Raw genomic sequence first — 25119 nt, forward strand, 5'->3', positions numbered from 1 at the left:
TCGTAGGAGGACCCGTAGGTGGCCAGATCGGTCGGGAAGTCACCGCTCCTGCCGTCGCCAGGACTGCGGCGGCCGTGCGGTCGAACGGCCTTCTGGGCGTGCGTGGTCGAGATCTCGGAACAGGCATGGGTGGCGGCTCTCCTGACAGATGAGGAGGTGGATGGGTGACTGACGTCCCGGTCAGTCCTTGACCGCGCCCGCGGTGACCCCGGCGGCCACGTACCGCTGCGCGAGGACGAGCAGGACGGCGGCGGGTACGGACGCGACGACCGCGGTGGCCATGATCGCGTTCCATTCCTGGTTGTTGTTGCCGATGTAGTGGTAGATGCCGAGGGTGATCGGGCGAAGATCGCCGCCGCCGTCGAGGGTGTTGGCGAAGACGAAGTCGGACCAGGCCCACAGGAAGCTGAACAGCGAGACGGTGACCACGGCGTTGCGGCTCACCGGCAGGACGACGGACCAGAAGGTGCGCCAGGTACCCGCGCCGTCGATGCGGGCGGCGGCGGTGAGCTCGTCGGGGATGCCCGACATGAACGCCGTGAAGATCATGACGCCGAAGGGCACGGCGATGGTGGAGTCCGCGATGATCAGGCCCCACCAGGAGTTCAGCAGGCCGAGGTTGAGGAAGATCCCGTAGAACCCCATCGCCATGACGATGCCGGGGATCATCTGGGCGACGAGAAGGGCGAGGCCCATGATGCCGCCGCCGCGGGGACGGAGCTTCGCCAGTGAGTAGCCGGCCGGTGCGGCGAGGACGAGGGTGGCGGCGACCGTGCCGAGGCCGATGAGCAGACTGGTGCCGAGGTAGGGCATCTGGTCGTGCAGCACGGCCCGGTAGCCCTCGAACGTGGGGTGCAGCGGGAGCAGGTCGGGCGGGGACTTGCGCATGTCCTGCTGCGGGGTGAGGGACACGTTCAGCATCCAGTACACCGGGAACAGCATGAGCGCGGTCAGCAGGAGTCCGACAGCGGTGTAACGGCGCGAGCTCGTACGTGACTTCACGCTTCCTGCCTCCTCTGGACGCGGATGTAGAGCAGGCCGAAGACGAGGGCGATGAGGATGAGGATGTTGCCGACGGCGGCACCGGGGCCGAAGTGCGGGAGCAGGGTGCCGAACGCGAGTTGGTACGACCAGGTCGCCAGCGTCGACGAGGAGTCGCCGGGACCTCCCTTGGTCATGATCCAGATCAGGTCGAACACCTTGAGCGTGTAGACCAGTCCGAGCAGCAGCGTGATCGCGGAGACCGGCCGCAGCAGGGGAAAGGTGATGCGCCGGAACTGCTGCCAGCCGCTCGCCCCGTCCAGTGAGGCGGCCTCGTACAGTTCCCCGGGGATGTTCTGCAGACCGCTGTAGAGGATGACGAGGTTGAACGGGATACCGATCCAGACGTTGGCGATGACGACCGAGGCGAGCGCCCAGTGCGGCGAGGTCAGCCAGCCGACGGGCGAGGCGCCGACGAGGTGCAGGGCGTAATTGACCACGCCCGACTCGCTGTTCAGCATCCAGGACCAGGTCGACGCCGACACGATCAGCGGCAGCAGCCACGGGATGAGGAACAGCGCCCGCAAGGTGGTGGAGAGACGGAAGTGCCGGTTGAAGAAGACCGCGAGCGCCAGCCCGGCCGCGTACTGGAGCGCGATCGACACGAAGGTGAACACCATCGTGTTGCGCAGTGCGGGCCCGAAGGTCGGGTCGTTCAGCACCTGGGAGAAGTTGTCCCAGCCCGAGAACGGCGCGTCGCCCGCCACGAACGAGCGGACCGTGTAGTCACGCAGGCTCAGATCGAGGTTGCGGTAGAGCGGATAGAGATAGAAGGCGGCGAGGTAGGCGACGAGCGGGGCGAGAAAACCCAGCGCGGTCAGCCGGTCCCTGCCGCGCCGACGGCGTGGCGGCACGTCACGCCGGTCGGCGCCGCCCGCCGCTCCCGGCGCGGCCGGGGACCGCTGGGGACGGCGGTCGACTCGGGCGATGGTCATGCGAACTCCTGGATGCGGGTGGCGGTGTCCGGGACGCGGCCTGCGGTGCCGCGCGCTGTCAGCCCTCGTGCCGGCCGGCCGCGTCAGCCCTTGCTCTTGCCGGCCGCCGTCTGCGCGGCGTCGAGAGCGGCCTCGGGGCTCTTGCCGCCGGACAGGGCCGCCTGTACGGCGGTCCACATCGGCTGCGAGATGGTGGGGTACTTCGTGCCCAGACCGTCGCTGGTACGGCCACGCGCGGCGGCCACGGCCTCCACCCACGGCTTGAGCTTCGGGTTCGCCTTGACCTGCTGGGCCTGGACCGCCGCGGTGGGCGCCACGTACGTCAGGGCGGTGTCGCTGGCCAGCAGGCTCTCCGAGCTGGTCAGACAGGCGACGATCTTCTTGCTGATGTCGTAGCGCGCGGTGTCCTGCTGCACGGGCACGGTGACGAACTCGCCGCCGGTCGGCACCGGCGCCGAACCTCCGTTCTGTCCGGGGATGCTGACGACCCCGTACGGGAATCCGGCCTTCTCCGCGTTGGCGAGCTGCCAGGTGCCGTTCTCGCCGAAGGCGTAGTCGCCGGTGGCGAACTCCTGCCAGCTGGTGGTCTGGGTGTTGTTCAGGACGTCCTTGGGCGCGAGACCCTCGTCGACCCACTGCTTCCACAGCGACAGCGCGGCCACGCTCTTCGGTGAGTCGAGGTGGGTGAGGTCACCGCCCGCGCCCCAGAACCACGGCAGGAACTGGAAGCTGCCCTCCTCCGTGCCGATCGCCGAGAAGGTGATGCCCTTCTTCCCGGCCGACTTGACCTTCTTCAGGGCGGCCGTCAGCGATGCCCAGTCCTTGATGGAGGCGGGGTCGACGTGGGCGGCGGTCAGGACCTTCTTGTTGTAGTAGAGGGCCAGCGTGTTGGCGCCGATCGGTACGCCGTAGGAGGCGCCGCCGATGGTGCCCGCGCCGATGATGTTCTTCTGGATCGCGGACGTGTCCAGACCGAGGTCGCTCGTCTTGTTGAGGATCCCCGCCTCGACCAGTGTGGAGACGACCGGGTTGTCCACGAGCATCACGTCGGGCGCGTTGCCCTGCTGGGCGGCCAGCAGCGCCTTGTTGCCCAGGTCGGTGGTGTCGTAGCCGGTGCGCTTGATCTTGACGCCCGCCGAGGTGCCGCACTGGGCGACGCGCTTGCCCCAGTCCGAGGAGGCGTCGAACTGCGGGTACGGGTCCCAGAAGGTGTACGTCGCCGACTTGCCGGTGGAGTCGGAGGAACCCGAACCGCCGCCCCCGCAGGCCGTGACGGAGGCGAGGGTGCCGACGGCGACACAGGCGGCGAGGAGAGTTCTGCGGGTGTTTCGCATTGCGGTGACCTCGTTGTCATGAGTGGTCGTGCGGGGTGACGGGGTGACGGGGTGATGGAGTGTGCGCCGGTGCCGGGTGGAGGCTGTGGACGTCGGCGGGTGTCAGGAGGTGGGAAGCCAGACGCGCATGCTGCCGTCCTGCCGGTTGGCCCAGGCGTAGTAGGGGATCGCGGTGAGCTCGACGGCCTCGCCCGAGGGCACGGCGGCGGGGTCGGCGTCGGCGGACCGGTAGGGCCACCAGCCGGTGTCCGGGACCGAGCGGCGATGGCCCGTTGCGACGACGGTGGCGACACCGCCGAGCAGATCCGGACGTGGCTTCACGGCGAGCGGCCGCGCGGTGTCGATGACGACGTCGTCCAGACCGCCCCCGGGGTGGTCCACCTGCTCCAGGCAGTACACGAGCGGGCCCCGCTCGATCGCCACACAGCCGCGGACCGCGTCCACCCGGGGGTCGGCCGCGGTGAGGCGGGGCTCCAGGCCGAGTTCGAGGACGACCCGGTCGCCCGGTGCCCAGGTGCGCTCCAGGCGCAGCCAGCCGTCGGTGACGGGCGCGTCGGTCCGGTCGTACGTCCGGTCGCCGCACCGCACGCGGTACTCCTGGCACCACTGCGGGATGCGCAGGGACAGCGTCCAGGGCCGCTCCCGCGGGGTTTCCTCGACGGTCAGGGACACCGCGCCGTGCCAGGGGTAGTCGGTCTCGGCGGCCACGGTGACGGGCGTGCCGCCGAGGTCACCGCGGTAGCGGCCGGTGACGTACTGGTGGATCTGCAGGCCCTGCCCCTCGGCGTCGGTCGAGGAGAGGTAGTGCTCGAGTCCGGCCAGCAGCCGCATCACGTTCGGAGGGCAGCAGGCGCAGCGGAACCAGCGGGTACGGCGGGCCGACTGGTCGCCGCCGGGGTCCGTGTGGCCGTCGCGGACCTGGAGCGGATTGACGTACAGCCAGCTTTCACCGTCCAGCGAGACACCGGCGAGGAACCCGTTGTAGAGAGTGCGCTCGATCAGGTCGCTGTAGCGGGCCTCGCCGGTGAGCAGGGCCATGCGCCAGCTCCACTGGATCGAGGCGATGGCGGCGCAGGTCTCGCAGTAGGCACGCTCGTTGGGCAGCTCGAACGGGTCGCCGAAGTCCTCCTCGTCGTGGTGCGCCCCGAGCCCACCGGTCAGATGGGTCTTGGCCGTGGTCATCGCCCGCCACAACCGCTCGGCGGCGGAACGCAGTTCGGCGTCGCCCGTCTCGGTGGCCAGGTCCGTCGCACCGGCCAGCAGATACAACTGGCGCACGGCGTGCCCCTCGACGGTGACCGCCTCGCGCAACGGCACGCGGTCCTGGCAGTACGCCTCGCCGCCGAGCAGGCCGTGGCCGTAACGGTCGACGAAGTAGCCGGCGAGATCCAGGTAGCGACGCTCGCCGGTCTCCCGGTACAGCTCGACCAGGGCGGTCTCCACCTCCGGGTGGCCGTCGATGCCGTCGATCGGCCTGCCGCTGCCGGGAAGGCCGAAGACGGAGTCGATGTGGTCGGCGAACCGTCGTGCCACGACGAGGAGTGCGTCGCGACCGGTCGCACGGTGATGGGCCACCGCCGCCTGGATCAGATGGCCCGCGCAGTACAGCTCGTGCCCCCAGCGCAGGTCCTGGTAACGGTCGCCGTTCTTGCGGACCTGGAACCAGGTGTTGAGGTAGCCGTCGGACTGCTGGGCGTCGGCGACCAGGGCGATGATCCGCTCCACCTCGGCGGCGAGCTCACGCAGGTCGGCGCTGTTCTCCTCGCCGTCGGCCGACTGCCCGTTCCGGGCGAGCTGCCAGGAGGCGGCTTCCAGCCACTTGTAGACGTCGGTGTCGACGAAGGGGTAGCTGCCCTGGAACTCGCCCTGGGCCGTGCCGGCCGCCAGGCGCAGGTTGTGCAGGTTTCCCGCGGACTCCAGCAGAGCGGGGCCCTCGGGGATCGAGGTGAGCGCGTTGACCTCGCGGCGGGCGTGCCAGAAGCCGGTGCGCACCTCCGTGGCGGCGGGACGCAGCGCGGCGGGGGTGTCCGGGCCGAGCCGGACCGGGCCCACGGGGGCAGCGCCCTGTTCGGTGGAAGCCGAGACGTCGGTGGGGGAGGACAGGGCGGAGTCTGTGCGCGGCATGGTTCTCCGAGAGCTGGTGGCGGAAGGGGACCGGGCTGCGGGGCAGGGCGCGACGGCCCCCGTGCTCGAGATACGGGAGGTCCTTGGAACTCGTTTGAGCAACCGTTTTTCCTGCCGAGAAGTAGAGGGCAGCGGCGTAGTCGGGTCAAGGGTCGCGGCAAGAGATTTTTCTGTTGCCCGGTGGCTGGCACTCACCCCTGGGAGGCTGCAACGATGGACGGGTCGTTGCCACCCAGGAAAAGGTTTGCTCGTGACCGTTGCTCCAGGATCCCGCTCCGCCGGCCCGGCTAAGCTCGCCGACGTCGCCGCCCTGGCGGGCGTCAGTGTGGGTACGGCGTCGAAGGCACTGAACGGCGGCGGGCGGATGCGTCCCGAAACCCGCCAGCGGGTTCTTGACGCCGTCGACGCACTCGGGTTCCGGCCCAACCAGCACGCGCAGAGCCTGCACACCGGGCGGAGCTGGACGGTCGGGCTGATGACGACCGACGGCATCGGCCGCTTCAGCACCCCCGTACTGCTCGGCGCCGAGGACGCGCTCGGAGCAGGCAAGATCTCCGTCCTGCTGTGCGACACCCGCGGCGACGCGATCCGGGAACACCATCACTTGCGCAACCTCATGGACCGCCGGGTGGACGGCATCATCGTCACCGGCCGCCGTACGGACCCCCGTCCGCCCCTGGACGGCATCGAGGCCGTCCCCATCGTCTACGCGCTCTCGCCGTCCACCGACCCGGCCGACACCTCGGTGGTCTCCGACGACCGGGGCGGGGCCGTACTGGCCGTCGAGCACCTGCTGGCCACGGGCCGCACGCGCATCGCTCACATCACCGGCCCGGAACACCACGCGGCCGCCCGCGACCGGGCCCGGTACGCGATCGAGCACCTGGAGCGGGCCTCCCTCGGCCTCGCGACGGGACGGGTGCACCACGGGGAGTGGAGCGAGGCGTGGGGGCGCCGCGCCGCCGACGCGGTCCTGCGCACGGCACCGGACACGGACGCCTTCTTCTGCGGCAACGACCAGATCGCCCGGGGCGTGGCGGACGCGCTGCGCGAGCGGGGCGTCGACGTGCCCGGTGACGTCGCGGTCGTCGGCTACGACAACTGGGACACCATGGCCCTGGCCAGCAGGCCGCCCCTCACCACGATCGACATGGACCTCACCGAGATCGGCCGGATCGCCGCGCTGCGACTCCTCGAAGCCATCGACGCCGACCCGGCACCGGGGGTGCACACCGTTCCGTGCCGACTGATCGTCCGCGAGTCCAGCTGAAGCGATCCGAGTTCCGGTGGGTCGGGGGTGGGGAAACGGTGGAGCAGCCGGAGTTCAGCGTTGTGCTGGCCGGGACCGGCGAACGGAGGATGGACGTCGGCCAGGCGGTTCGGAAAAACACGGGTCTGCGCCCGACAGCGGACTCCCCCGGGCGGTCACCCGCGCGTCGATGACGGCGTGGCGCGGCGAGACGGGCGTACCGGCCCGTGCGCCCGGCGATCGCCTCGGCGACGGTGAGATCAGATCACGGGGACGGGACGCCGGCGGCGGAGCGCTCCGCCACACAGGCGTCGGTGGCTCGCGCCCGCTCAGCGAGCGGTACTGCCCTCGGCGTGACCGAGCGGTCGCCCGAACGTCGTGTTCCAGCGTCCGGCGCGACCGCTGAACTCGGTGGCGGTCAGCGGCGGTACGTCGATCCGCCAGAACGCCGAATCCGGTGCTCCGAGCGCCCGAACGGCCGCGGCACGTACGATTTCCGGCTCCACCACGGCGACGGTCCGGCCCGAGAACCGCGCGGCCTCGTCCAGCCAGGCCGCGACCCGCTCGCACAACTCGTGCACCGACTCGCCCCCGTGCGGTGCGGACGTCGGGTCCGCCAGCCAGAGAGCGACGGCGTCCGGGACGTCGGCGCTGACGCCGGCGAGCGTACGGCCCCGCCAACCGCCCACGTCGAACCCGGCGGGCGCGGTGTCGACAGCGCCGACGAACCCCAACGCCGACGCGGTCTCCCGGCATCGCGAAGTGGGGGAGACGAGTACCCGCTGTGCTGCCGGAAGAGAGCCCGCGGCCGAACGCGCAAGCGCGGTGCCGGTCGCGTCGAGCGGGCATCCGTCGTCGAAGCGCGCCTCCCGCAGCGACGCACTGATCGCGGGTGAGATCAGCATCACTCGGCTCGTCATTCGCCCACTCCCATGTCCGACTTCCCTGTCCGTCCAGTCCGGTGAGACTCCGGGTCACCGGGTGTGTCGTGGAGGGCGGCGAGGTGCTCGAGCAGCAGGCCTTCGCGGGTCGACCAGGGGCAGACCTCGACCGCCTTGGCCTCGCAGGCCTCCATGAGGGCCTCGGCGACCAGGGCTCCGGCCAGGGACTGCTCGGCGCGGTGGCGGGAGATGCCCGGGAGCTTGGCGCGGCGCGCCGGATTCGCGGCGGCCAGTACCGGGACGGAGGCACGCAACTGGGGCAGGGCCAGCTTCCGTTGTGAGCGTTGTGCCTTGCCCCGGGCGGCGGCGAGCCGGGCGAGCTGCTCGAAGGTCTTGGAGCAGGCCAGCACGCGGGTGCCCGGCTCCGCGCGCGGCAGGTCGGGGACGGCTTCCAGCTTTCGACGCAGATACCGACGGATCTCGCTGAGACCCTGCTTGGACGGGGCGATGCCGCCGGGCAGCCAGTCCCGGGTGATTCTGCGGGCGCCCAGGGGCAGGGAGTGGACGCTGTGCGGCTGGTCTCCGGTACCCGAGGCGATCTCCACGGTGCCGCCGCCGACGTCCAGGACCAGCAGCCGGCCGGCCGCCGGGCCGACCCACTGGCGGGCGGCCACGTAGGCAAGCCGTGCTTCCTCTTCGCCGTCCAGCACGCTCAGTCGGGTGCCGGTTCTGCGCGCCACGCGCCTGATGACCTCGTCGCGGTTGGGTGCGTCCCGGATGACGGAGGTGGCGAACGCGAACATGTCGGTGCCGCGCAGTCGGGGGTCGGAGGCGATCGCCTGGGCGACGGCGCGCTCGACGCTCTCCACCCCGGCGTCGTCAAGGCGCCCCTTGCGGTCGAGCGTCTCGTGCAGTCGCAGCCGCACCTTGTGGGAAAACACCGGCTCCATCACATGGCCCGGCCGCGATCGCACCACCGTGAGCAGAGCGCTGTGGCACCCGACGTCGAGTACACCGGCCTGCCGCATCCCATCGCCTCCCCTGGTCTCGTTTCCTCCATGCCGGAACGGATCGACTGCGTCTCCCCATCCTCCGACGGCCCCGTCACCCGACGCGACGGGACTTCCGGTCCACTGTGTGCACGTTCCCTCACCAACCGTGAACCCTACGTCCCGCTCGAATGAGACGGAGCCTCGGTGGACGCAAACCTGGAGGGAGGGCCGACGGCCTCACGTCTCCTGCTGGGCAGTGATCTCGCTGATCAGCTTCTCGACGCGGGCCTTGATCTCGTCCCGGACGGGGCGCACGGACTGCACACCCTTGCCTGCCGGGTCCTCCAGGGCCCAGTCGAGGTACTTCTTGCCGGGGAAGACCGGGCAGGCGTCGCCGCAGCCCATGGTGATCACGTAATCGGACGCCTGGACGGCCTCGGCGGTGAGGAGCTTGGGCTGCCGGCCGGCGATGTCTACGCCGACCTCCCGCATGGCCTCGACCGCGGCCGGGTTGACCTGCTCGCCCGGGATCGAGCCGGCCGAGCGGACCTCGATCCGGTCGCCCGCGAGATGCGAAAGGAAGCCGGCCGCCATCTGTGAACGCCCGGCGTTGTGCACACAGACGAACAGCACGGAGGCGAGCGGAGTGGCAGACATCGGTACTTCTTTCGCGGTCAACGGGTCGTACGGAGGTGAGCGCGGACCCGGCGGGCGTGAACGCTGGTCGGCGCCGGCCGGAACTCGTATCAGCCTCGAGTGATGTGACAGTATCAGTCCATGCTGACGTCAGCCGATGCTGATCTGATGCGGGTCCTGGCCGACCCGCTCAGGCTCCGGATCGTGACCCTCCTGGCCCGGGAGACGCTCTGCACCACGCACCTGATCGAGGAGACGGGCGCCAAGCAGACCAACCTCTCCAACCATCTGAAGGTGCTGCGCGAGTCCGGGATCGTGGAGACGGAGCCGTGCGGCCGGTTCGTCTACTACCGGCTCAGGCCCGAGGCGCTCGCCGCCCTGGCCGGTCGATTCGCCGACTTCGCCGAAACCGCGCGTGCCACCGCCGAGAACAACACCAAGCGGTCCTGCCCCTGACTCGTCGTCAGTGTTGGTCCCCGGGATGCGGGGCGCTGAACGGACACCGGGTCAGGCCGCCTGGGGCGCGCTGGTCAGCGCCTGGGGGTCGACGGCGTCCTCGCTGTACAGGTCCTGCACCCAGTTGGTCTGGTAGATGGTCTCCAGATACCGCTCACCCAGATCCGGGGCGATGGCCACCGCGGTCAACTCCCGCCCCTCGTGCCGGGCCAGCCAGTCCATCGCGCCGCTGACCACGGTGCCGGTGGACCCTCCGAACAGAAACCCGCGCCCGGCCAGCCGGTGACAGGCCCGGATCGTGTCGGTCTCCGCCACGCGCACCACGTCGTCCACATAGGACTCGTCCAGCATCGGCGGGCGTCTGCTGGCGCCCAGGCCGGGAATCATCCGCCGGCCGGCGCCACCCCCGAACGTCACGGAACCCACGCTGTCCACGGCCACGATGTGTACCGGGCGGTGCCACTCGCGGAAGTAGCGCGCGCAGCCCATCAGGGTCCCGGTGGTGCCGGCCCCGACGAACAGCACGTCCAGGTCCGGGAATTGCCTGGCGATGGCCGGTGCGGTCCTGCGGTAGTGGGCCATGCCGTTATGGGGGTTGGTGTACTGGTTGAGCCACACATGGCGGTCGTCGGAGGCGCACAGCGCGCGGACGTGGTCGATGCGCGCGCCGAGGAAGCCCCCGACGGGGTCGGGTTCGGTGATGACGTGGACCTGGCCTCCCAGGGCCTCCATCATCAGCCGGGTCGCCAGGTTGCAGCGGGAGTCGGTCACGCACAGGAACTGGTAGCCCTTGGCGGCCGCGATCATGCTCAGGGCCACGCCCAGGTTGCCGGAGGACGACTCGACCAGAACCGAGCCCGCCGTCAGCAGGCCGTCGCGTTCGGCGGCCTCGACCATTTCGGCGGCGGCCTTGAGTTTGATCGAACCGGCGAAATTGAAGCCCTCGCACTTGAGGAACAGCGGGTGCCCGAAGATTCCCTCAAGGTCGACGAAGAGGTCGTCCTCGTTGAAGTCCTGGGGGACGGATATGACGGGCATGGTCGTCTCCTTCACTGCGGGGGTGGGGGTTGCCTTCCGGTCTTCCTGCCGTTGATCCGTCCGGGCGCGGCCCGGAGAGGAATTCGGAGCGGCGAGTTGTGCGTCGCCGGAACGCCTCCAGTACGCCCGAATCCGGGCAGCTTTGTCATGCCACCGAAATTCGGGACTTGACACGTGCTCTCTTCGCGTGAAAGCACCCGTGACCGGGCGAGACGGGGCCGTTCGGCGCAATTCCCGGGTGATTTCCCGCGGGTTGGACGGGTGTTTTTGAGACGTGGTCGTAAGCCTGCGCGACGCGCACGGAAAGCAAGGGATCACGGGACGACGACAGGCAAAATGGCCGGACTATCAAGACCGATGTGCTTCGTCAAGCCCCGAAATGCAGGGGCAGGACACGAAGCCCCCGGCCGGGCCTACTGGAGAGGCGCGGACATCTCGAATCCGTCCGTACCCGACCGACGCTGAATGAAATGTCATCGAGGAGCTCACGTGCGAGAGAAATCCGTGGAGGTCTTGACGGCCGAACCGGCTGACGTCCCGACCCTCCCTGCGGGCGGGGACGCCGGTTCGGCGACCGACATCGAAAGGCTGCTGGCCGACGTGCTGGCCGGCGTCGTGCGCGTCGAGCAGGTGCCGGCCGACAGCCACTTCTTCAACGACCTGGGTGCCGATTCCTTGGTGATGGCCCAGTTCTGCGCGCGGGTCAGGAAGCGGGGGGACCTGCCGGCGGTGTCGATGAAGGACATCTACCGGCACCCCACCATCCGGAGCCTGGCCACCGCGCTCGTCGAGGCCGCGCCCGTCCCCGTTCCGTCCCCGTCCGCGGAGGCGCCGTCACCGGCGGGGACAGCGACCGACGTACGGGCGTCGGCCGAGCGGACGGCGCGGGCCGAGGCGCCGGCGGCGGTTCGTACACGGCGCTACATCGTCTGTGGAGTGCTGCAGTTCCTGATCTTCCTGGGCTATTCCTGCCTTGTCGCCCTGGCCGTCGAGGAAGGCCAGCAGTGGATCTCCGCGGGATCAGGCCTGTTCGACCTCTACCTGCGGTCCGTCCTGCTCGCCGGCGCGGGCTTCCTCGGCCTCTGCGCCCTCCCGATCGTGGCGAAGTGGACGCTCGTCGGCCGCTGGCGGTCCGGGGAGTTCCCCCTGTGGGGCATGGCCTATCTGCGTTTCTGGGTCGTCAAGACGCTGATCCGCACCAGCCCCGTGCGTCTGTTCGCCGGTTCACCGCTCTACGTGCTCTACCTCAGGGCGCTCGGCGCACGGATCGGCAAGGGCGTCACGATCCTCTCCCACACGATCCCGGTCTGCACCGACCTGCTCACCGTCGGTGAGGGCACGATCATCCGTAAGGACGTGCTGCTGTCCTGCTACCGCGCCCACGCCGGCGTGATCCAGACCGGCCCGGTCACCCTCGGCAGCGACGTGCTCGTCAGCGAGCACACGGTCCTCGACATCGAGACCTCGATGGGCGACGGCGCTCAGTTGGGCCACGCCTCCTGCCTGCACACCGGCCAGGTGGTGCCCGCCGGCGAACGCCGACACGGCTCTCCGGCGCAGCCGACCGAGGTGGACTACCGGAGGGTCGGCCCCGCCGACTGCCCGACCGCCAAGAGGACCGCGTACGGCGCTGTGCAGCTGCTGAGCCTGCTGGCGGTGTACCTGCCGCTGGCGCTGGGCGGCGTGAGTGCCCTGCTCACCGGTCTCCCGCAGCTTCAGACGCTCCTGAACCCGCAGCCGATGGCCAGCCCGGCGTTCTACGTCGAGGCCCTGATCGCCTCCGTGATCGTCCTCTTCGGATCCCTGCTGGCCGGCCTCCTCGTCGTGGGTACCGTGCCGCGTCTCCTGAGCCGGGCCATCGAACCCGGCAAGGTCTATCCGCTGTACGGCTTCCACTACGGCATCCAGCGGGCGATCGCGTTGATGACCAACAGGAAGTCCCTCACCACGCTCTTCGGCGACAGTTCCGGCATCGTCCACTACCTGCGCTACCTCGGATACGACCTGTCCCGCGTCGAGCAGACCGGGTCGAACTTCGGCACCGAAGTGCAGCACGAGAACCCGTACCTGAGCTCGGTCGGCGCCGGCACCATGATCGCCGACGGGCTGTCCATCATGAACGCCGACTTCTCCAGCACGTCCTTTTGCGTGTCCCGCACGTCGATCGGGCCGCACAGTTTCCTCGGAAACCGCATCGCCTACCCCGCGCAGGGCAGGACCGGAGACAACTGCCTGCTCGCGACGAAGGTCATGGTCCCCATCGACGGACCCGTACGCGAAGGCGTGGGCCTGCTGGGCTCACCCAGCTTCGAGATCCCGCGCACGGTGATGCGCGACAACCGGTTCAACCACCTCGAGACCGGCGACGAACTGCGCCGCCGCCTGGCCGCCAAGAACAAGCACAATGCGGCGACCGCCGGCCTGTACCTGCTCGCGCGGCTGATCCACCTCTTCGTGATCACCCTCATCACCATGGGCGCGGTCGACCTCTACCCCTCGTTCGGCGCCCTGGCGATCGCACTGGCCAGTGTCCTCACCCTCACGTACACCGTCGTGCACTTCGCGCTCGTCGAGCGGGCCTCCACCGGATTCAAGGCCCAGAAGCCGCTGTACTGCTCGATCTACGAACCCTCCTTCTGGCGCCACGAACGCTTCTGGAAGATGGCGTCGGTCCACTACATCCAGGCCTTCGACGGCACCCCGTTCAAGAACGTGATCTGGCGGCTGCTGGGGGCCCGGATCGGCAAGCGGGTCTTCGACGACGGCTGCTTCTTCCCGGAGCGCACCCTCGTCACCGTCGGCGACGACAGCACGCTGAACGCGGGGACCGTGGTCCAGTGCCACTCGCAGGAGGACGGCGCCTTCAAGTCCGACCGCAGTGTCCTCGGCAGCGGCTGCACCCTGGGGGTCGGCGCCTTCGTGCACTACGGCGTGACGATCGCGGACGGCGCCGCGCTGGCCCCCGACTCCTTCCTCATGAAGGGCGAGGAAATCCCCTCGCACGCCCAGTGGGGAGGCAACCCGGCCCGGGAAATGCCGGACCACAACACCCAGGTCGAAGCAGGTCAGGGACAGCACGCCACCCAGGCGGTCCCGGCCCTCGGCCGCTGACACCGCGACACCGCCGACAAGCAGAGGAAAGACCCGATGGCAACGCATGTGAGTCCCACCCGGACCGGCCGCGAGTACTGGCGCGGCGTACTGACAGCCGGCGGCTTCACCCCCGCCCCACGCTGGACCCTTCAGCCGGTGCCCGGCGTGGGGGAGTACGAGACGCCGGTCCCCGACGACACCGTGACCGGGCTGCGCCGACTGACGGCGGAGCTGGCGGTACCACTGTCTTCGCTCCTGCTGACCGCGCACGCCAAGGTGCTCGCTGCACTGTCCGCAGAGCGGGAGATCACCACCGGCTACGTCGCCCGGGGCGGCAGCCCGCTCCCGTGCCGGCTCACCACCGCACCCGCCTCCTGGCGCGAGCTGTTGCACCACACCCACCAGGCCGCCACCGAACTGCTGGCACACCAGGACGTCCAGGCCGAGGACATCGACGCTCTTCAGGGCGAACTGGGCCTGACCGGGCCGTTGTTCGAGACCGTCCTCGACCCCGACGCGATCGACGGAGACCTCACCGAGGACACCGCACTGCGAGTGGGCGTCCGTCACCACGACAGGCGGCTCGTACTGCGACTGCGCTACCGCACCGACGCGCTCGACGCCGGCAGCGCCGCCCGTATCGCCGGCTACCACCTGACCGCGCTCGCGCTGATCACGGCCGACCCCGATGCCGAGCACACACGCCAGAGCCTGCTGTCCGCCGAGGAGTTGCGGTTCCAGCTCGACCAACTGGCCGGCCCGGACCGGGAATTGCCCGACGCGCGGATGCACGAGCTGTTCGAGGACCGGGTGCGGAAGCATCCGGACGCCGTCGCAGCGGTGCACGCCGACCGGCAGTGGACCTACGGGGAGCTCAACGCCCGGGCCAACCGGCTCGCCCGCGCCCTCGTAGCCCGTGGGCTCGGCCGCGAAGGCGTCGTCGCGGTGGTGACCGAACGCAACCTGGACTGGCTGGCCGCCGTCATCGCGGTCTTCAAGGCCGGAGGCGCCTATCTCCCCATCGAGCCGCACTTCCCGGCCGCACGCATCGCCGCCACCCTCTCCCGCGCCGCATGCACGCTGGTGCTCACCGAACCCGGCAGCACCGCCACCCTCGACCAGGCACTCGACTCCCTTCCCGGAACCGAGAGGCTCCTCGTCGACACGGCCTACGCGGAAGACCACCCCGAAGGTGATCTCGGCATCCCGGTCACGCCCGACCAACTCGCCTACATCTACTTCACCTCCGGCTCCACCGGTGAACCCAAGGGCGCGATGTGCGAGCACGCGGGCATGCTCAACCACCTCTACGCCAAGATCGACGACCTCCAGGTCGGCGAGGGACACGTGGTCGCCCAGACCGCGACCCAGTGCTTCGACATCTCCCTGTGGCAGTTGGTCTGCGCGCTGCTGGTCGGCGGGCGGACCCTCCTGGTCGCACAGGACGTCATCCTCGACGTACCCCGCTTCCTCGACACCCTCACCGACGGCGAGGTCACCGTCCTCCAGGTCGTGCCCTCCTACCTCGAAGCCGTCCTGACGGAGCTCGAACAGCGCCCCCGTACGCTGCCCGGCCTGCGGCACGTGTCGGTCACCGGCGAGGCACTGAAGAAGGAGCTCGCCGAGCGATGGTTCGCCGCCCAGCCCCGGATCAAGCTGGTCAACGCCTACGGGCTCACCGAGACCTCGGACGACACCAACCACGAGGTCATGGACCGGGCGCCGGACCGCATCCTGCTCGGCCGCGCGGTCAACAACGTGCGCGTCCACGTCGTCGACGAGCACCTCACGCCGGTGCCCCTGGGCGCCCCGGGCGTGATCGCGTTCTCCGGGGTCTGCGTCGGCCGCGGCTACATCAACGACCCCGAACTCACCCGGGCGGCCTACCTCGTCGACCCGCACCGCGAAGGCACACGGCTCTACCTCGGCGGCGACCACGGCCGCTGGCACCCCTCGGGAAAGCTGGAGTTCCTCGGCCGCCGCGACGCCCAGGTCAAGATCCGCGGGTTCCGGATCGAGATCGGCGAGATCGAGAACACCCTGCTCCGTCTCCCCGGTGTCCGCGACGGCGCGGTGGTGACGGTCGAACGCACCGACCGGAGCATGCACCTGGTCGCCTTCTACTCCGGCCCGAAGCCCCTCGACACCGGGGCCCTCACCGACCGGCTGGGTGCCTCACTGCCCGCCTACATGGTCCCCGCGGCCTTCCACTGGCGCGAAAGCCTGCCGCTGACCGCCAACAGCAAGATCGACAAGAAGGCACTGGCGGCACTCGCCGAGGAATACGCCACCACCGACGACCAACACCAGCCGCCGGCCACCCCGACCGAGCAGCGCCTGGCGGCCGCCTGGGCGAAGGTCCTCGGCGTCCCGCAGGACCGGATCGGACGCCGCGACCACTTCTTCGACCGCGGCGGCACCTCCCTCTCGGCGGTGAAGCTCGCGATCGCCCTGGACCGCGCCGTGTCCCTCAAGGACGTCACCGCGCACCCGGTCCTCACCGACCTCGCCGCTCTGGTCGACAACGGACCCCAACGCCACGCGACCCGACCACTGACCTCCGTCTGACCGACATCGAAAGGAACAGCACCATGCCGTACGCGACCCCGGCGTCCCTCCTCGAGGCGGACCTGCACCCCGGCAAGCCCCCGGTCCTGCACACCGACACCGCCGACGATGCCCCGGCCTGGGCCGCCGAACACCGGCAGGCACTGCGCACCCTCGCCACCGAACACGGCGCGGTCCTCGTCCGCGGCCTGCGGCTGCGCGACGCGGAACAGGCCGGCGCCGTCCTCCATGGCCTGGCTCCGGCCCTGATGACCGACATGGAGGCCTTCGCCCCTCGCCGGGCCTCCAGCCCGGGCGTGTACTCCTCCTCGGCATGGCCGACGAACCAGCCGATGTGCATGCACCACGAACTCAGCTACACCCTTCGGCCCCCCGGCCTCATGCTTTTCGCCTGCCTGGCCGCACCCGCCACCGGCGGAGCCACCGCCGTCGCCGACGCGTCCACCGTCCTCGACGCACTGCCCACCGAGCTGGTGCGCCGCTTCGAAGAGGAGGGCTGGCTGCTCGCCCGCACCTACAGCGACGAGATCGGCGCCCCCTACGCCGAGGCCTTCGGCACCGACGACCGGACCGCCGTGGAGGACTACTGCCGTACCAATGCCATCGAATTCGCCTGGCAACCCGACGGGGGCCTGCGTACCAGACAGCGCCGCTCCGCCGTGACGACCCACCCGGTCACCGGCCGACGTTGCTGGTTCAACCAGATCGCCTTTCTCAACGAATGGACGATCGAACCCGAGATCCGCGAGTACCTCATCGATGTCTACGGCGCCGAAGGACTGCCGTTCAACACCCGCTTCGGAGGCGGCGCCCCCATCGGCCCGGACATCGTCCGACTTCTCAACGACACCTACACCGCCCACACCGCCCGCGAGCCGTGGCAGGCCGGCGACCTCATGCTCGTCGACAACGTGCGCACCGCGCACAGCAGAGAGGCCTTCCAGGGCCCACGCGAGGTCCTCGTCGCCATGGCCGAGCCGCTGCGCCGGGCCGCGTGGCCGCCGACCGGCGAGGTGAGTGACGTATGACCACTGTCCGTTCCCTCGCACTGGAGCCCGTCATGTCCCAGCCGCACCTCGTGCCGACGTTCGCAGTGATCTCCGGCGCCCAGGTCCAGCACGCCCTTCAGGGCCGGGAGAAGCAGATCGTGGGCCTCGTCGAGGCCACCTATCACCTGCACGACGCCGGAGAGTCGGTCAACCCCCCGTCCTACTTCCTGCGCTTTCCCGACCGCCCCTCCTCCCGGATCATCGCGCTGCCCGCCTCGATCGGCGGAGCGGCAAGGGTGGACGGCCTCAAATGGATCTCCAGCTTTCCCGACAACGTCCAGGCGGGCATCCCCAGGGCCTCCGCCGTCCTGATCCTCAACGACCACGACACGGGCTACCCCTTCGCCTGCCTGGAAAGCTCCATCATCAGCGCCACCAGAACCGCCGCGTCCGCGGCCCTGGCCGCCGACCACCTCACCCGCAACCGGCCGGGCCCCACCCGCATCGGGTTCTTCGGGGCGGGCCTGATCGCCCGCTACATCCACACGTTCCTGAGCGCCCTGGGATGGTCCTTCGAGGAGATCGGCGTCCACGACCTGTCCGGCGACAGCGCCGCCGGTTTCCGCGACCACGTCCAACGCAGCGGCACCGCGGGACGGGTCGTCGCGCACGAGAGTGCCGAGGCAGTCATCCGCTCCAGCGACCTCGTCGTCTTCGCCACCATCGCGGGGGAGCCGCACATCAGCGACCCGGCCTGGTTCGACCACAACCCCCTGGTCCTGCATGTGTCCCTGCGTGACCTCGCACCCGAGATCATCCTCGCCTCGGCCAACATCGTCGACGACGTCGACCACTGCCTCAAGGCCGACACGTCCCCGCATCTGGCCGAGCAGATCACCGGCAACCGCGACTTCCTGCACGGAACACTCGCCGACGTCATGACCGGCCGAGTGACACCGCCCACCGACCGCCCGCTGGTGTTCTCACCTTTCGGGCTCGGAGTGCTCGACCTCGCTGTCGGCAAATACGTCTACGACGAGACGGCCCGCTCCGGGCAGCTCCACGTCATCGAGGACTTCTTCCACGACCTGCGCCGACACGGCTGACCGGCCGGCGGAGCCACTTCACATGGAGTGAGGCACGCATTCTCGCCAGCGATATGTGCGTTCTCAGACTCCGACCAGATCGGCCCACCGGGTGATCCCGCCGGAGTGGACACGTATGCCATGCCGAGTCGCCAGCGCGTGGACGATCTCCTGGCCGCGGCCGTGCTCGTCCGGATCGATTCCCGGGGGAGACTGACCGGCTGGAAGCGCGGATCCCGCGTCGGTGACTTCGACGCGCAGAGTGCTGAGCCCCTCGGCCCGTACCCAGGACAGCCGCAGCTCCGCCGGGGGCAGGGCGTGGACGATCGCGTTGGTGAGCAGCTCCGAGACCACCAGGAGGCAGTCCTCGGCGATCTCGCAGGACACGTTCCAGTCTGCGAGGACTGCCTTCACACGCCGGCGTGCGGCCGAGACGACCTCGGCGGCGTGGGGCAGCGGACCGACGTGTTCGACCGCCTCCCGAAGCATCGTATTGAGCTGTGCCGCCATGTCTTCTCCTCCGGAGCGCTGTCGGCGGGTTGCCGAGCCTCAGCGCGCGTTGCCGGGCCTCAGTGAACGTTAGGAAGCGAAGTGAGGCCGGTCAATGAACGGCGGTCGCCATTACCGAACGCTCACCTTCACCCAGTGGTGAACGGGCGGCGGCCTGCACGTGAAGCGAACCCTCGGTGGCGGTACTAGGCTCGCCTCATGGCCGGCCCAGTCCAGTCGATCGAACGGGCGGCGGCGATCTTGCGTCTGCTCGCTGGTGGGCCCCGTCGACTCGGGCTCGGCGAGGTGGCGGCCTCGCTCGGGCTGGCGAAGGGCACGGCGCACGGCATTCTGCGCACCCTCCAGCACGTGGATTTCGTGGAGCAGGACGCGTCGACCGGAAAGTACCAGCTCGGTGCGGCGCTGCTGCACCTCGGCACCAGTTACCTCGACATCAATGAGCTGCGGTCGCGCTCCATCAACTGGGCCGATGCCCTGGCCGCCCGTAGCGGGGAAGCGGTTCGCCTGGGCACCCCCTTCGAGGGCGAGGTCCTTGTGATCCACCACGTGTTCCGGCCGGACGACACCCTCCAGACCCTGGACGTGGGTTCGCTGCTGCCTCTGCACGCCTCCTCGCTGGGCAAGGTGCTGCTGGCTTACGGGACCGCGTCCCTCGAGTCGGCTTCGGAAGCCGGGCTGGAGGCCTACACCCGGCACACCCTGGTCGTACCGGAGAAGCTCACGCGGGCGCTCGCCGGGGTCCGGGAAGTCGGCTGGGCCGCGGAGATCCAGGAAATGAGCATGGGGGAAGCCGGTATCGCCTCGCCGATCCGGGGGCACGGCGGCCTCGTCGTGGGCGCCGTCGGCCTTTCCGGCCCGGTCGAGAGGATCTGCGACAGCCAGGGCCGCCCCCGGCCGAACCTGATCACCCTGCTCCGCGAGGCCGCACGGGCGATCTCCAGGGATCTGGGAGCAGCACGCTAGTCAGGCCCCGCCTCCACGACACATCGGAAGGCAGACCCGATCATGGTTGAACGGTATGTGATGTCCATCGATCAGGGCACCAATTCCACCCGATGCATTCTGTTCGACCACCACGGGCGGCTGGTGTCGGTCGTCCAGCGGGAGCATCAGCAGCACTTCCCCAGGCCCGGCTGGGTCGAGCACGACGCCGTCGAGATCTGGCGCAATCTGCGGCGCATCATGCCCGAGGCGCTCTCCGACGCCGGTGTCGGTGCGGGAGAGGTCGCTGCCATCGGTATCGCCAATCAGCGCGAGACGACGGTGCTGTGGGACCGGCGGACGGGTGCCCCGCTGGGCAGGGCGATCGTCTGGCAGGACACGCGTACGGCACCGCTCGTCGAGGACCTGAGAAACCAGCCCGGGGACGAATTCTTTCTCGAGCGTTGCGGTCTGCCCCCCTCGACCTACTTCTCGGCACCGCGGATCCGCTGGTTGTTCGACCATGTGAACGGACTGGATCAGCGCGCCAGGGACGGCGAGGTGCTGTTCGGCACGATGGAGAGCTGGCTGATCTGGAACCTCACCGGGGGCGCGGACGGTGGCCTGCACATCACCGACGTCACCAACGCCAGTCGCACCATGCTGATGAACATCCGCGCGCTCACCTGGGACGAGGAGCTTCTGGAGTTCTTCGGGGTGCCCCGCCCCATGCTGCCCGAGATCCGGTCCTCGGCCGAGGGCTACGGGGACGCCCGCTCGGTCCTCCCGGGTGTCCGCATCACGGCAGCCCTCGGTGATCAGCAGGCCGCCCTGTTCGGCCAGACCTGCTTCACACCGGGTGAGGCGAAGTGCACGTACGGAACGGGCAGCTTTCTGCTGCTCAACACCGGTACCGATCTCGTGCGGTCCCGGCACGGACTCCTCACCACCGTCGCCTACAAGATCGGGGACCAGCCCCCGGTCTATGCCCTGGAGGGATCGATAGCCGTCACCGGCTCACTGGTCCAGTGGTTCCGTGACCGTCTGGGACTGATCAGCAGCGCGCCGGAGATCGAGACACTCGCGCGGACGGTCGAGGACAACGGCGGTTGCTACATCGTCCCCGCGTTCTCGGGTCTCTTCGCACCCCACTGGCGCAGCGACGCACGCGGTGTCATCGTCGGTCTCACCTCCTACATCACCAAGGGACACCTGGCCCGAGCTGTCCTGGAGGCCACCGGCTGGCAGACGCGCGAGGTCGTCGACGCCATGAACGCCGACTTCTCGGTCGCGCTGAAGGAGCTCAAGGTGGACGGCGGCATGACGGCGGACAACCTGCTCATGCAGTTCGTGGCCGATGTGCTCGATGTGCCCGTGGTGCGGCCCATGGTCGCCGAGACGGTCTCTCTCGGCGCCGCCTACGCCGCGGGGCTCGCCTCCGGCTACTGGCCGGACCTGGAAGTGCTGCGCCGTAACTGGCATCGGGCCGCCCAGTGGCTGCCGGACATGGACCCCGAGCGGCGGGACCGGGAATACGGCGACTGGCAGCGCGCCGTCGAGCGGTCGCTGGGGTGGATCGAACCGCCGAGGTCCAGGTGATCTTGGGCGGCGTGCCCACGCACCAGGTTCAGTGGCAGGTGCGGGTGGCCGGGAACGCCGGACACCGCGCCGCCCGTACCCGCGGCGTGCGGGTACGGGCGGCGCGGTGTGTGCGGCCCGGGGGGTGTCAGACGGAGCTGCGCCGGATGCGGAGAAGGAGCACCAGACCGGCGATCACGAGAACACCTCCGCCCGCGGCCGGCCAGAGGTTCGTGCCGGTGTCGGCCAGATCGCCGGTGACCGCTTGCGGTTCGGTCTGTGACTGCGAACCTGCCTGTGACGTGTCCTGCGCTGTCGGCTGCGCGGACGGAGCGTCCGCGCCCGTGGCCGGCGTCTGCGCAGGGTGGGTCGTTTCGCTGCCGTGGTGCTCGTGTGCGCCGCCCTTCGGTGCGCCGGCCGCGTCGCTCGCCGCGGCGGGCGGTTTCGTGTCCGCCTTGACGACGCCACTGTGGCCGGTGGCCTGGCCGCCGCGCGTCGGTTGGGCGGTTTCCGGCGTACCGGCGGCCGGGGGCTGCGTGGTCTGCGTATCCGTGGGGGTGGCGGAGGCCGTCGCCTCGTTGCCGCCGGACGAGGGGTCAGGACTCAGTGTCGGCTCGCCCGGTGTCGGCTCGCCCTGCGACGGCCCAGCCGTACCGGCACCGCCGCCGTTGCCGCCGTCAGCACCGCCGTTGCCGCCACCAGCACCGCCACCGCCGCCGGCCCCTCCACCGGCACCGTCGCCGCACTGTCGCCCGGCGTTGATGCAGTCCACCATCTCCCGCATGAGGGATGCGTCGAAGACGTTGATGAAGTCGTCGTGGTCGGTGATCGCCTTGTGCACCTGCTCCGGGAACCCGTCCACGGCGTACGGGTTCTTCACCTGTCCGTTCTCGAGGGTCGGCGCCGGAACGTCGTAGACCAGGCGCATCGTCAGCTGCGGGATCGCCTTGAAGCCGCCCGCGCAGTTGCCGTTGGCGTCGGCGAAGGCGACGTGCGTGCGGTGGTTGGCGCTGTCGATGTTCTGACCGTCCCAGCAGCTCTGGAAGGCGAACGACCGCACCACGCTGCTGCCCTGGGGACAGATCGGGTACTTGTCCGTCAGCTGCACCTTGTCCTCGAAGCCGGTGCAGCTCCAGTGGGCGTTGGCGTTCGCGGGGCCGTTGGTGAACGCCTTCGCGTCGCCCGTGATGATGCGCAGGAACGTCGGCATCTCGACGACCTTGCTCTGCGGGTTGCCGATGAACTCGATCTGCGCCTGCTTGGCCTGCAGGACCTTCCCGACGTTGCCCTCCAGGCCGCCGCCGTTCTTGTCGGCGTCGAACTCCTGCGTACCGTCCTGCACTCGGAGCACCGGCCAGTAGTACGTGGACTTGTCGCCCTGGTTCTGGCACGTGGTCGCGGCCTTGGCGAGATCGTCGTTCGTGGCGAACGCGTCGTTCGACTGGTTGCCGACGTAGTCGTGCAGGTGGTGGGCACCGTTGGTGACACCGGGGGCGACGATCACGTTGTCGGTGTTGAACTTCTTGTTGGCGTTCACACCGCACGCGCTGGTGAACGTGCCGGTCGAGGCGTTGCCGCCGCTGCCCGGCTTCTGCGGCACGTTCGGCTGGACCTTGGTGATGTCCACGAAGTCCGCTGCGACGGGACCGCTGACGGTGCTCGCGCCGCCGCCCTGCTGTCCGCCGTTCTGTTGCCCACCGTTCTGGCCGCCGTTGTCGTTCTGCTGCTGACCGTTGCTGTTCTGGCCCCCGGCGTTGTTCTGGGACTGGTCCGCGGGGACCGCGGTGCAGGTGGCCAGAGCGTCGAGCGAGTTCGGGGCCTCGGCGCCCGCGTTCTTGAAGTCGGTCTTGATGCGGTCGATGACCGCGCCCCGCTTCTCCTTCAGCGGACCGAGGATCGCGTTCTGGGCGAAGTTCGCGTCCTGGGCCTGGGCCTGCTGCTCCGAGGTCATTCGTGCGTACGCCTCGGAGACCTGCTGGTCGAGGAGAGCGAGTTCCTTGTCGACGTCCGCCTTCGCCTGCTGTGGCACCTCGGCGAGTTTGCTGCCCACGTCCGGACAGTCGATCGTGGCGGCTCCCGACCAGGTCTGGTTGCTCGGGTTCGCCTGACCGGGCGTACCACCCGAGCCGCTCTCGGTCGCTGAAGCGTAGACATTGACCGCTACCAGCCCTCCTCCGCCCAATATCAGCGCGGCTGCGGCAAAAGTCGCACGCTGTGCCCCCATGGGGCGTCTGCGCGTGTTGCGTCTCACGTGTGTACTCCTACGTCCCGTGGCAGGCCAGGCATGGAAATCCCCTGTCCCATACGCAGGTGAGCCCGGTAGCGTTCAAACACCGCACGAATTCACAGCAGCCTCGTAGCTCGCGGCCAAACCTGCCACGCCGATCCCAGGTCACACCCGTCAAGCCCGCCCGTGTGCCTTCTGTGAGCGGCGCGACAGCGAGTCGATGAGCACCGCGGCGAAGAGCACCCCGCCCGTGATGATGAACTGGACGGCGGCGGGGGTGTCCGTGAGCGCCATGCCCGAGGCGATCGACTGGATGATCAGCATGCCGAGCGCGGCCGACCAGGTCGTGCCGTGTCCTCCGAACAGGCTGGTGCCTCCGATGACGGCTGCCGCGATGGCATTGAGCAGCAGGACGCCCGAGCCAGAGCTCTGGCTCACCGAGGTGATGCGCGAGGCCAGGAACAGACCGCCGATCGCGGCCATGGTGCCCGAGATCGCCAGCACCGCGGTCTGCACCCACGTCACACTGAGGCTGGCGCGACGGGCTGCCTCGACGCTGCCGCCGAGTGCGTAGATCTGCCGCCCGTAGTGCGTGCGGCGCAGCACGATGTCGAGGCCGGCCACCACGACGAGGAAGATCAGGAGGGCGAGCGGCAGGCCCTGGAAACGGTTGAGCAGATACGCGCCGGTGAACGCGATCACCGCGAGTACTCCTGTACGCGCCACGATTCCCCGGAGCGAGCGGTAGGGCATGCCGACGGCCTTGCGCCGCCGCCTGCCCTGGTAGCACACGAGGAAGACCATGGCCGCGGCGATCGCCGCCAGGCCGTAGGCGGCAGCGTCATTGGTGAAGTAGTAGCCGGTCAGCTTGGCGACGAGCCCGTTCTCGTCGAGGTTGACGGTGCCGCTGGTCCCCAGGATGTACAGCATGAAGCCGTTCCAGGTGAGCAGCCCCGCGAGCGTGACGACGAACGCCGGCACCCGGGTTCTCGCGAAGGAGAAGCCCTGGACGGTTCCCGCCGCGGTACCCGTGAGCACCCCGATGATGGCGGCAAGCCATTCGGGCACGCCGTTGTTCACGTTGAGAACGGCGAAGACGGCCGCCGCGAGACCGCTGACCGAGCCGACCGACAGGTCGAGTTCACCGATCAGCAGGACGAAGACGACGCCGACCGCGATGAGACCGGTGCCCGCGACGTCCACGCTGAGATTGGACAGGTTCCGGGGCGAGAGGAAGCTCTGGTTCAGGGACTGGAAGGTGACCCAGACCGCGACGAGGACGAGGACGACGGGCAGCGAGCCCAGTTCGCCGGCGCTCAGCTTGTGCCGGGAGGCGGTGGTCCAGCGATCGACGGCACGGGCGAGGGCACGCACGAAGGCCTGCCCGCGGCGGGGCTGTGGGGCCTCGGCGTCGGGTGCGGTGGGTTCGGCCCGAGCGTCGTCCTCCGTCCTGCGCATCCCT

Annotated in this window: 18 protein-coding genes and 1 pseudogene; 8 read left to right on the plus strand and 11 right to left on the minus strand. The window is 69.6% G+C overall.

The window, feature by feature from the left end; translation table 11 throughout:
* Positions 1-180: 180 nt before the first annotated feature.
* The 4 genes from ABZ656_RS26035 to ABZ656_RS26050 all read right to left on the minus strand — a co-directional run bounded on the left by ABZ656_RS26035 (position 181) and on the right by ABZ656_RS26050 (position 5434).
* Entirely contained in the window at positions 181-1002 is an 822-nt protein-coding gene (locus tag ABZ656_RS26035; RefSeq protein ID WP_101406799.1) for a carbohydrate ABC transporter permease, read from the minus strand.
* Entirely contained in the window at positions 999-1976 is a 978-nt protein-coding gene (locus tag ABZ656_RS26040; protein ID WP_360270827.1) for a sugar ABC transporter permease, read from the minus strand. Before ABZ656_RS26040 ends, ABZ656_RS26035 begins: the two co-directional genes overlap by 4 nt.
* A gap of 83 nt (positions 1977-2059) precedes the next feature.
* Complete coding sequence (locus ABZ656_RS26045; RefSeq protein WP_360270829.1) at positions 2060-3310, minus strand: extracellular solute-binding protein; 1251 nt, start codon at positions 3308-3310, stop codon at positions 2060-2062.
* Between the two features lie 102 nt (positions 3311-3412).
* On the minus strand, positions 3413-5434 hold the full coding sequence (locus ABZ656_RS26050) for a beta-L-arabinofuranosidase domain-containing protein (protein WP_101406796.1): 2022 nt from the start codon (positions 5432-5434) through the stop codon (positions 3413-3415).
* Between the two features lie 250 nt (positions 5435-5684).
* Between ABZ656_RS26050 and ABZ656_RS26055 the strand changes: the two genes are divergently transcribed.
* Positions 5685-6704, plus strand: coding sequence for a LacI family DNA-binding transcriptional regulator (locus ABZ656_RS26055; RefSeq protein ID WP_101408355.1), 1020 nt, complete (start codon positions 5685-5687; stop codon positions 6702-6704).
* 308 nt (positions 6705-7012) lie between these two features.
* Here the strand turns inward: ABZ656_RS26055 and ABZ656_RS26060 are convergent, their stop codons facing one another.
* The 3 genes from ABZ656_RS26060 to ABZ656_RS26070 form a co-directional block, all read right to left on the minus strand.
* Positions 7013-7603 (minus strand): histidine phosphatase family protein, encoded by a 591-nt coding sequence (locus tag ABZ656_RS26060; RefSeq protein WP_360270832.1) that lies wholly within the window; start codon positions 7601-7603, stop codon positions 7013-7015.
* Positions 7600-8592: a hypothetical protein gene (locus ABZ656_RS26065; protein ID WP_101406794.1), complete on the minus strand. Its 993-nt coding sequence runs from the start codon at positions 8590-8592 to the stop codon at positions 7600-7602. The genes ABZ656_RS26060 and ABZ656_RS26065 overlap by 4 nt, the downstream gene beginning before the upstream one ends.
* A 201-nt stretch (positions 8593-8793) precedes the next feature.
* Positions 8794-9213, minus strand: a complete 420-nt coding sequence (locus ABZ656_RS26070) for an arsenate reductase ArsC (protein ID WP_101406793.1) — start codon at positions 9211-9213, stop codon at positions 8794-8796.
* A gap of 120 nt (positions 9214-9333) precedes the next feature.
* Here ABZ656_RS26070 and ABZ656_RS26075 point away from each other — a divergent pair, with 120 nt between their 5' ends.
* Positions 9334-9648: a metalloregulator ArsR/SmtB family transcription factor gene (locus ABZ656_RS26075; protein ID WP_101406792.1), complete on the plus strand. Its 315-nt coding sequence runs from the start codon at positions 9334-9336 to the stop codon at positions 9646-9648.
* Between the two features lie 51 nt (positions 9649-9699).
* Here ABZ656_RS26075 and sbnA read toward each other — a convergent pair whose 3' ends face one another.
* A complete protein-coding gene (gene sbnA, locus ABZ656_RS26080) occupies positions 9700-10686 on the minus strand; it encodes a 2,3-diaminopropionate biosynthesis protein SbnA (RefSeq protein ID WP_360270835.1) in 987 nt (328 codons plus the stop codon).
* Positions 10687-11151: 465 nt separating this feature from the next.
* Here sbnA and ABZ656_RS26085 point away from each other — a divergent pair, with 465 nt between their 5' ends.
* From ABZ656_RS26085 to sbnB, 4 genes and pseudogenes are all read left to right on the plus strand, one after another.
* Entirely contained in the window at positions 11152-13797 is a 2646-nt protein-coding gene (locus ABZ656_RS26085; protein ID WP_360270837.1) for a Pls/PosA family non-ribosomal peptide synthetase, read from the plus strand.
* 36 nt (positions 13798-13833) lie between these two features.
* Positions 13834-16302: pseudogene (locus ABZ656_RS26090) on the plus strand (amino acid adenylation domain-containing protein); the annotation flags it as partial.
* 68 nt (positions 16303-16370) lie between these two features.
* Positions 16371-17375 (plus strand): TauD/TfdA family dioxygenase, encoded by a 1005-nt coding sequence (locus ABZ656_RS26095; RefSeq protein WP_360270839.1) that lies wholly within the window; start codon positions 16371-16373, stop codon positions 17373-17375.
* Positions 17372-18442 (plus strand): 2,3-diaminopropionate biosynthesis protein SbnB, encoded by a 1071-nt coding sequence (sbnB, locus tag ABZ656_RS26100; protein WP_360270841.1) that lies wholly within the window; start codon positions 17372-17374, stop codon positions 18440-18442. Before ABZ656_RS26095 ends, sbnB begins: the two co-directional genes overlap by 4 nt.
* Before the next feature lie 63 nt (positions 18443-18505).
* Here sbnB and ABZ656_RS26105 read toward each other — a convergent pair whose 3' ends face one another.
* On the minus strand, positions 18506-18931 hold the full coding sequence (locus ABZ656_RS26105) for an ATP-binding protein (protein ID WP_101406789.1): 426 nt from the start codon (positions 18929-18931) through the stop codon (positions 18506-18508).
* Between the two features lie 198 nt (positions 18932-19129).
* Between ABZ656_RS26105 and ABZ656_RS26110 the strand changes: the two genes are divergently transcribed.
* Together ABZ656_RS26110 and glpK are read left to right on the plus strand one after the other, a co-directional pair.
* Positions 19130-19894 (plus strand): IclR family transcriptional regulator, encoded by a 765-nt coding sequence (locus tag ABZ656_RS26110; RefSeq protein ID WP_101406788.1) that lies wholly within the window; start codon positions 19130-19132, stop codon positions 19892-19894.
* A gap of 42 nt (positions 19895-19936) precedes the next feature.
* Positions 19937-21451 (plus strand): glycerol kinase GlpK, encoded by a 1515-nt coding sequence (glpK, locus tag ABZ656_RS26115; protein WP_360270843.1) that lies wholly within the window; start codon positions 19937-19939, stop codon positions 21449-21451.
* 127 nt (positions 21452-21578) lie between these two features.
* On the opposite strand, the gene ABZ656_RS26120 is transcribed toward glpK, so the two are convergent.
* Together ABZ656_RS26120 and ABZ656_RS26125 are read right to left on the minus strand one after the other, a co-directional pair.
* A complete protein-coding gene (locus tag ABZ656_RS26120; protein WP_360270873.1) occupies positions 21579-23654 on the minus strand; it encodes a DUF1996 domain-containing protein in 2076 nt (691 codons plus the stop codon).
* 177 nt (positions 23655-23831) lie between these two features.
* On the minus strand, positions 23832-25115 hold the full coding sequence (locus ABZ656_RS26125) for a sugar ABC transporter permease (protein ID WP_360270845.1): 1284 nt from the start codon (positions 25113-25115) through the stop codon (positions 23832-23834).
* Between the last annotated feature and the right edge of the window lie 4 nt (positions 25116-25119).

Origin of the sequence: Streptomyces sp. NPDC007095 (genome assembly GCF_040634475.1) — a bacterium.
GTDB lineage: Bacteria > Actinomycetota > Actinomycetes > Streptomycetales > Streptomycetaceae > Streptomyces.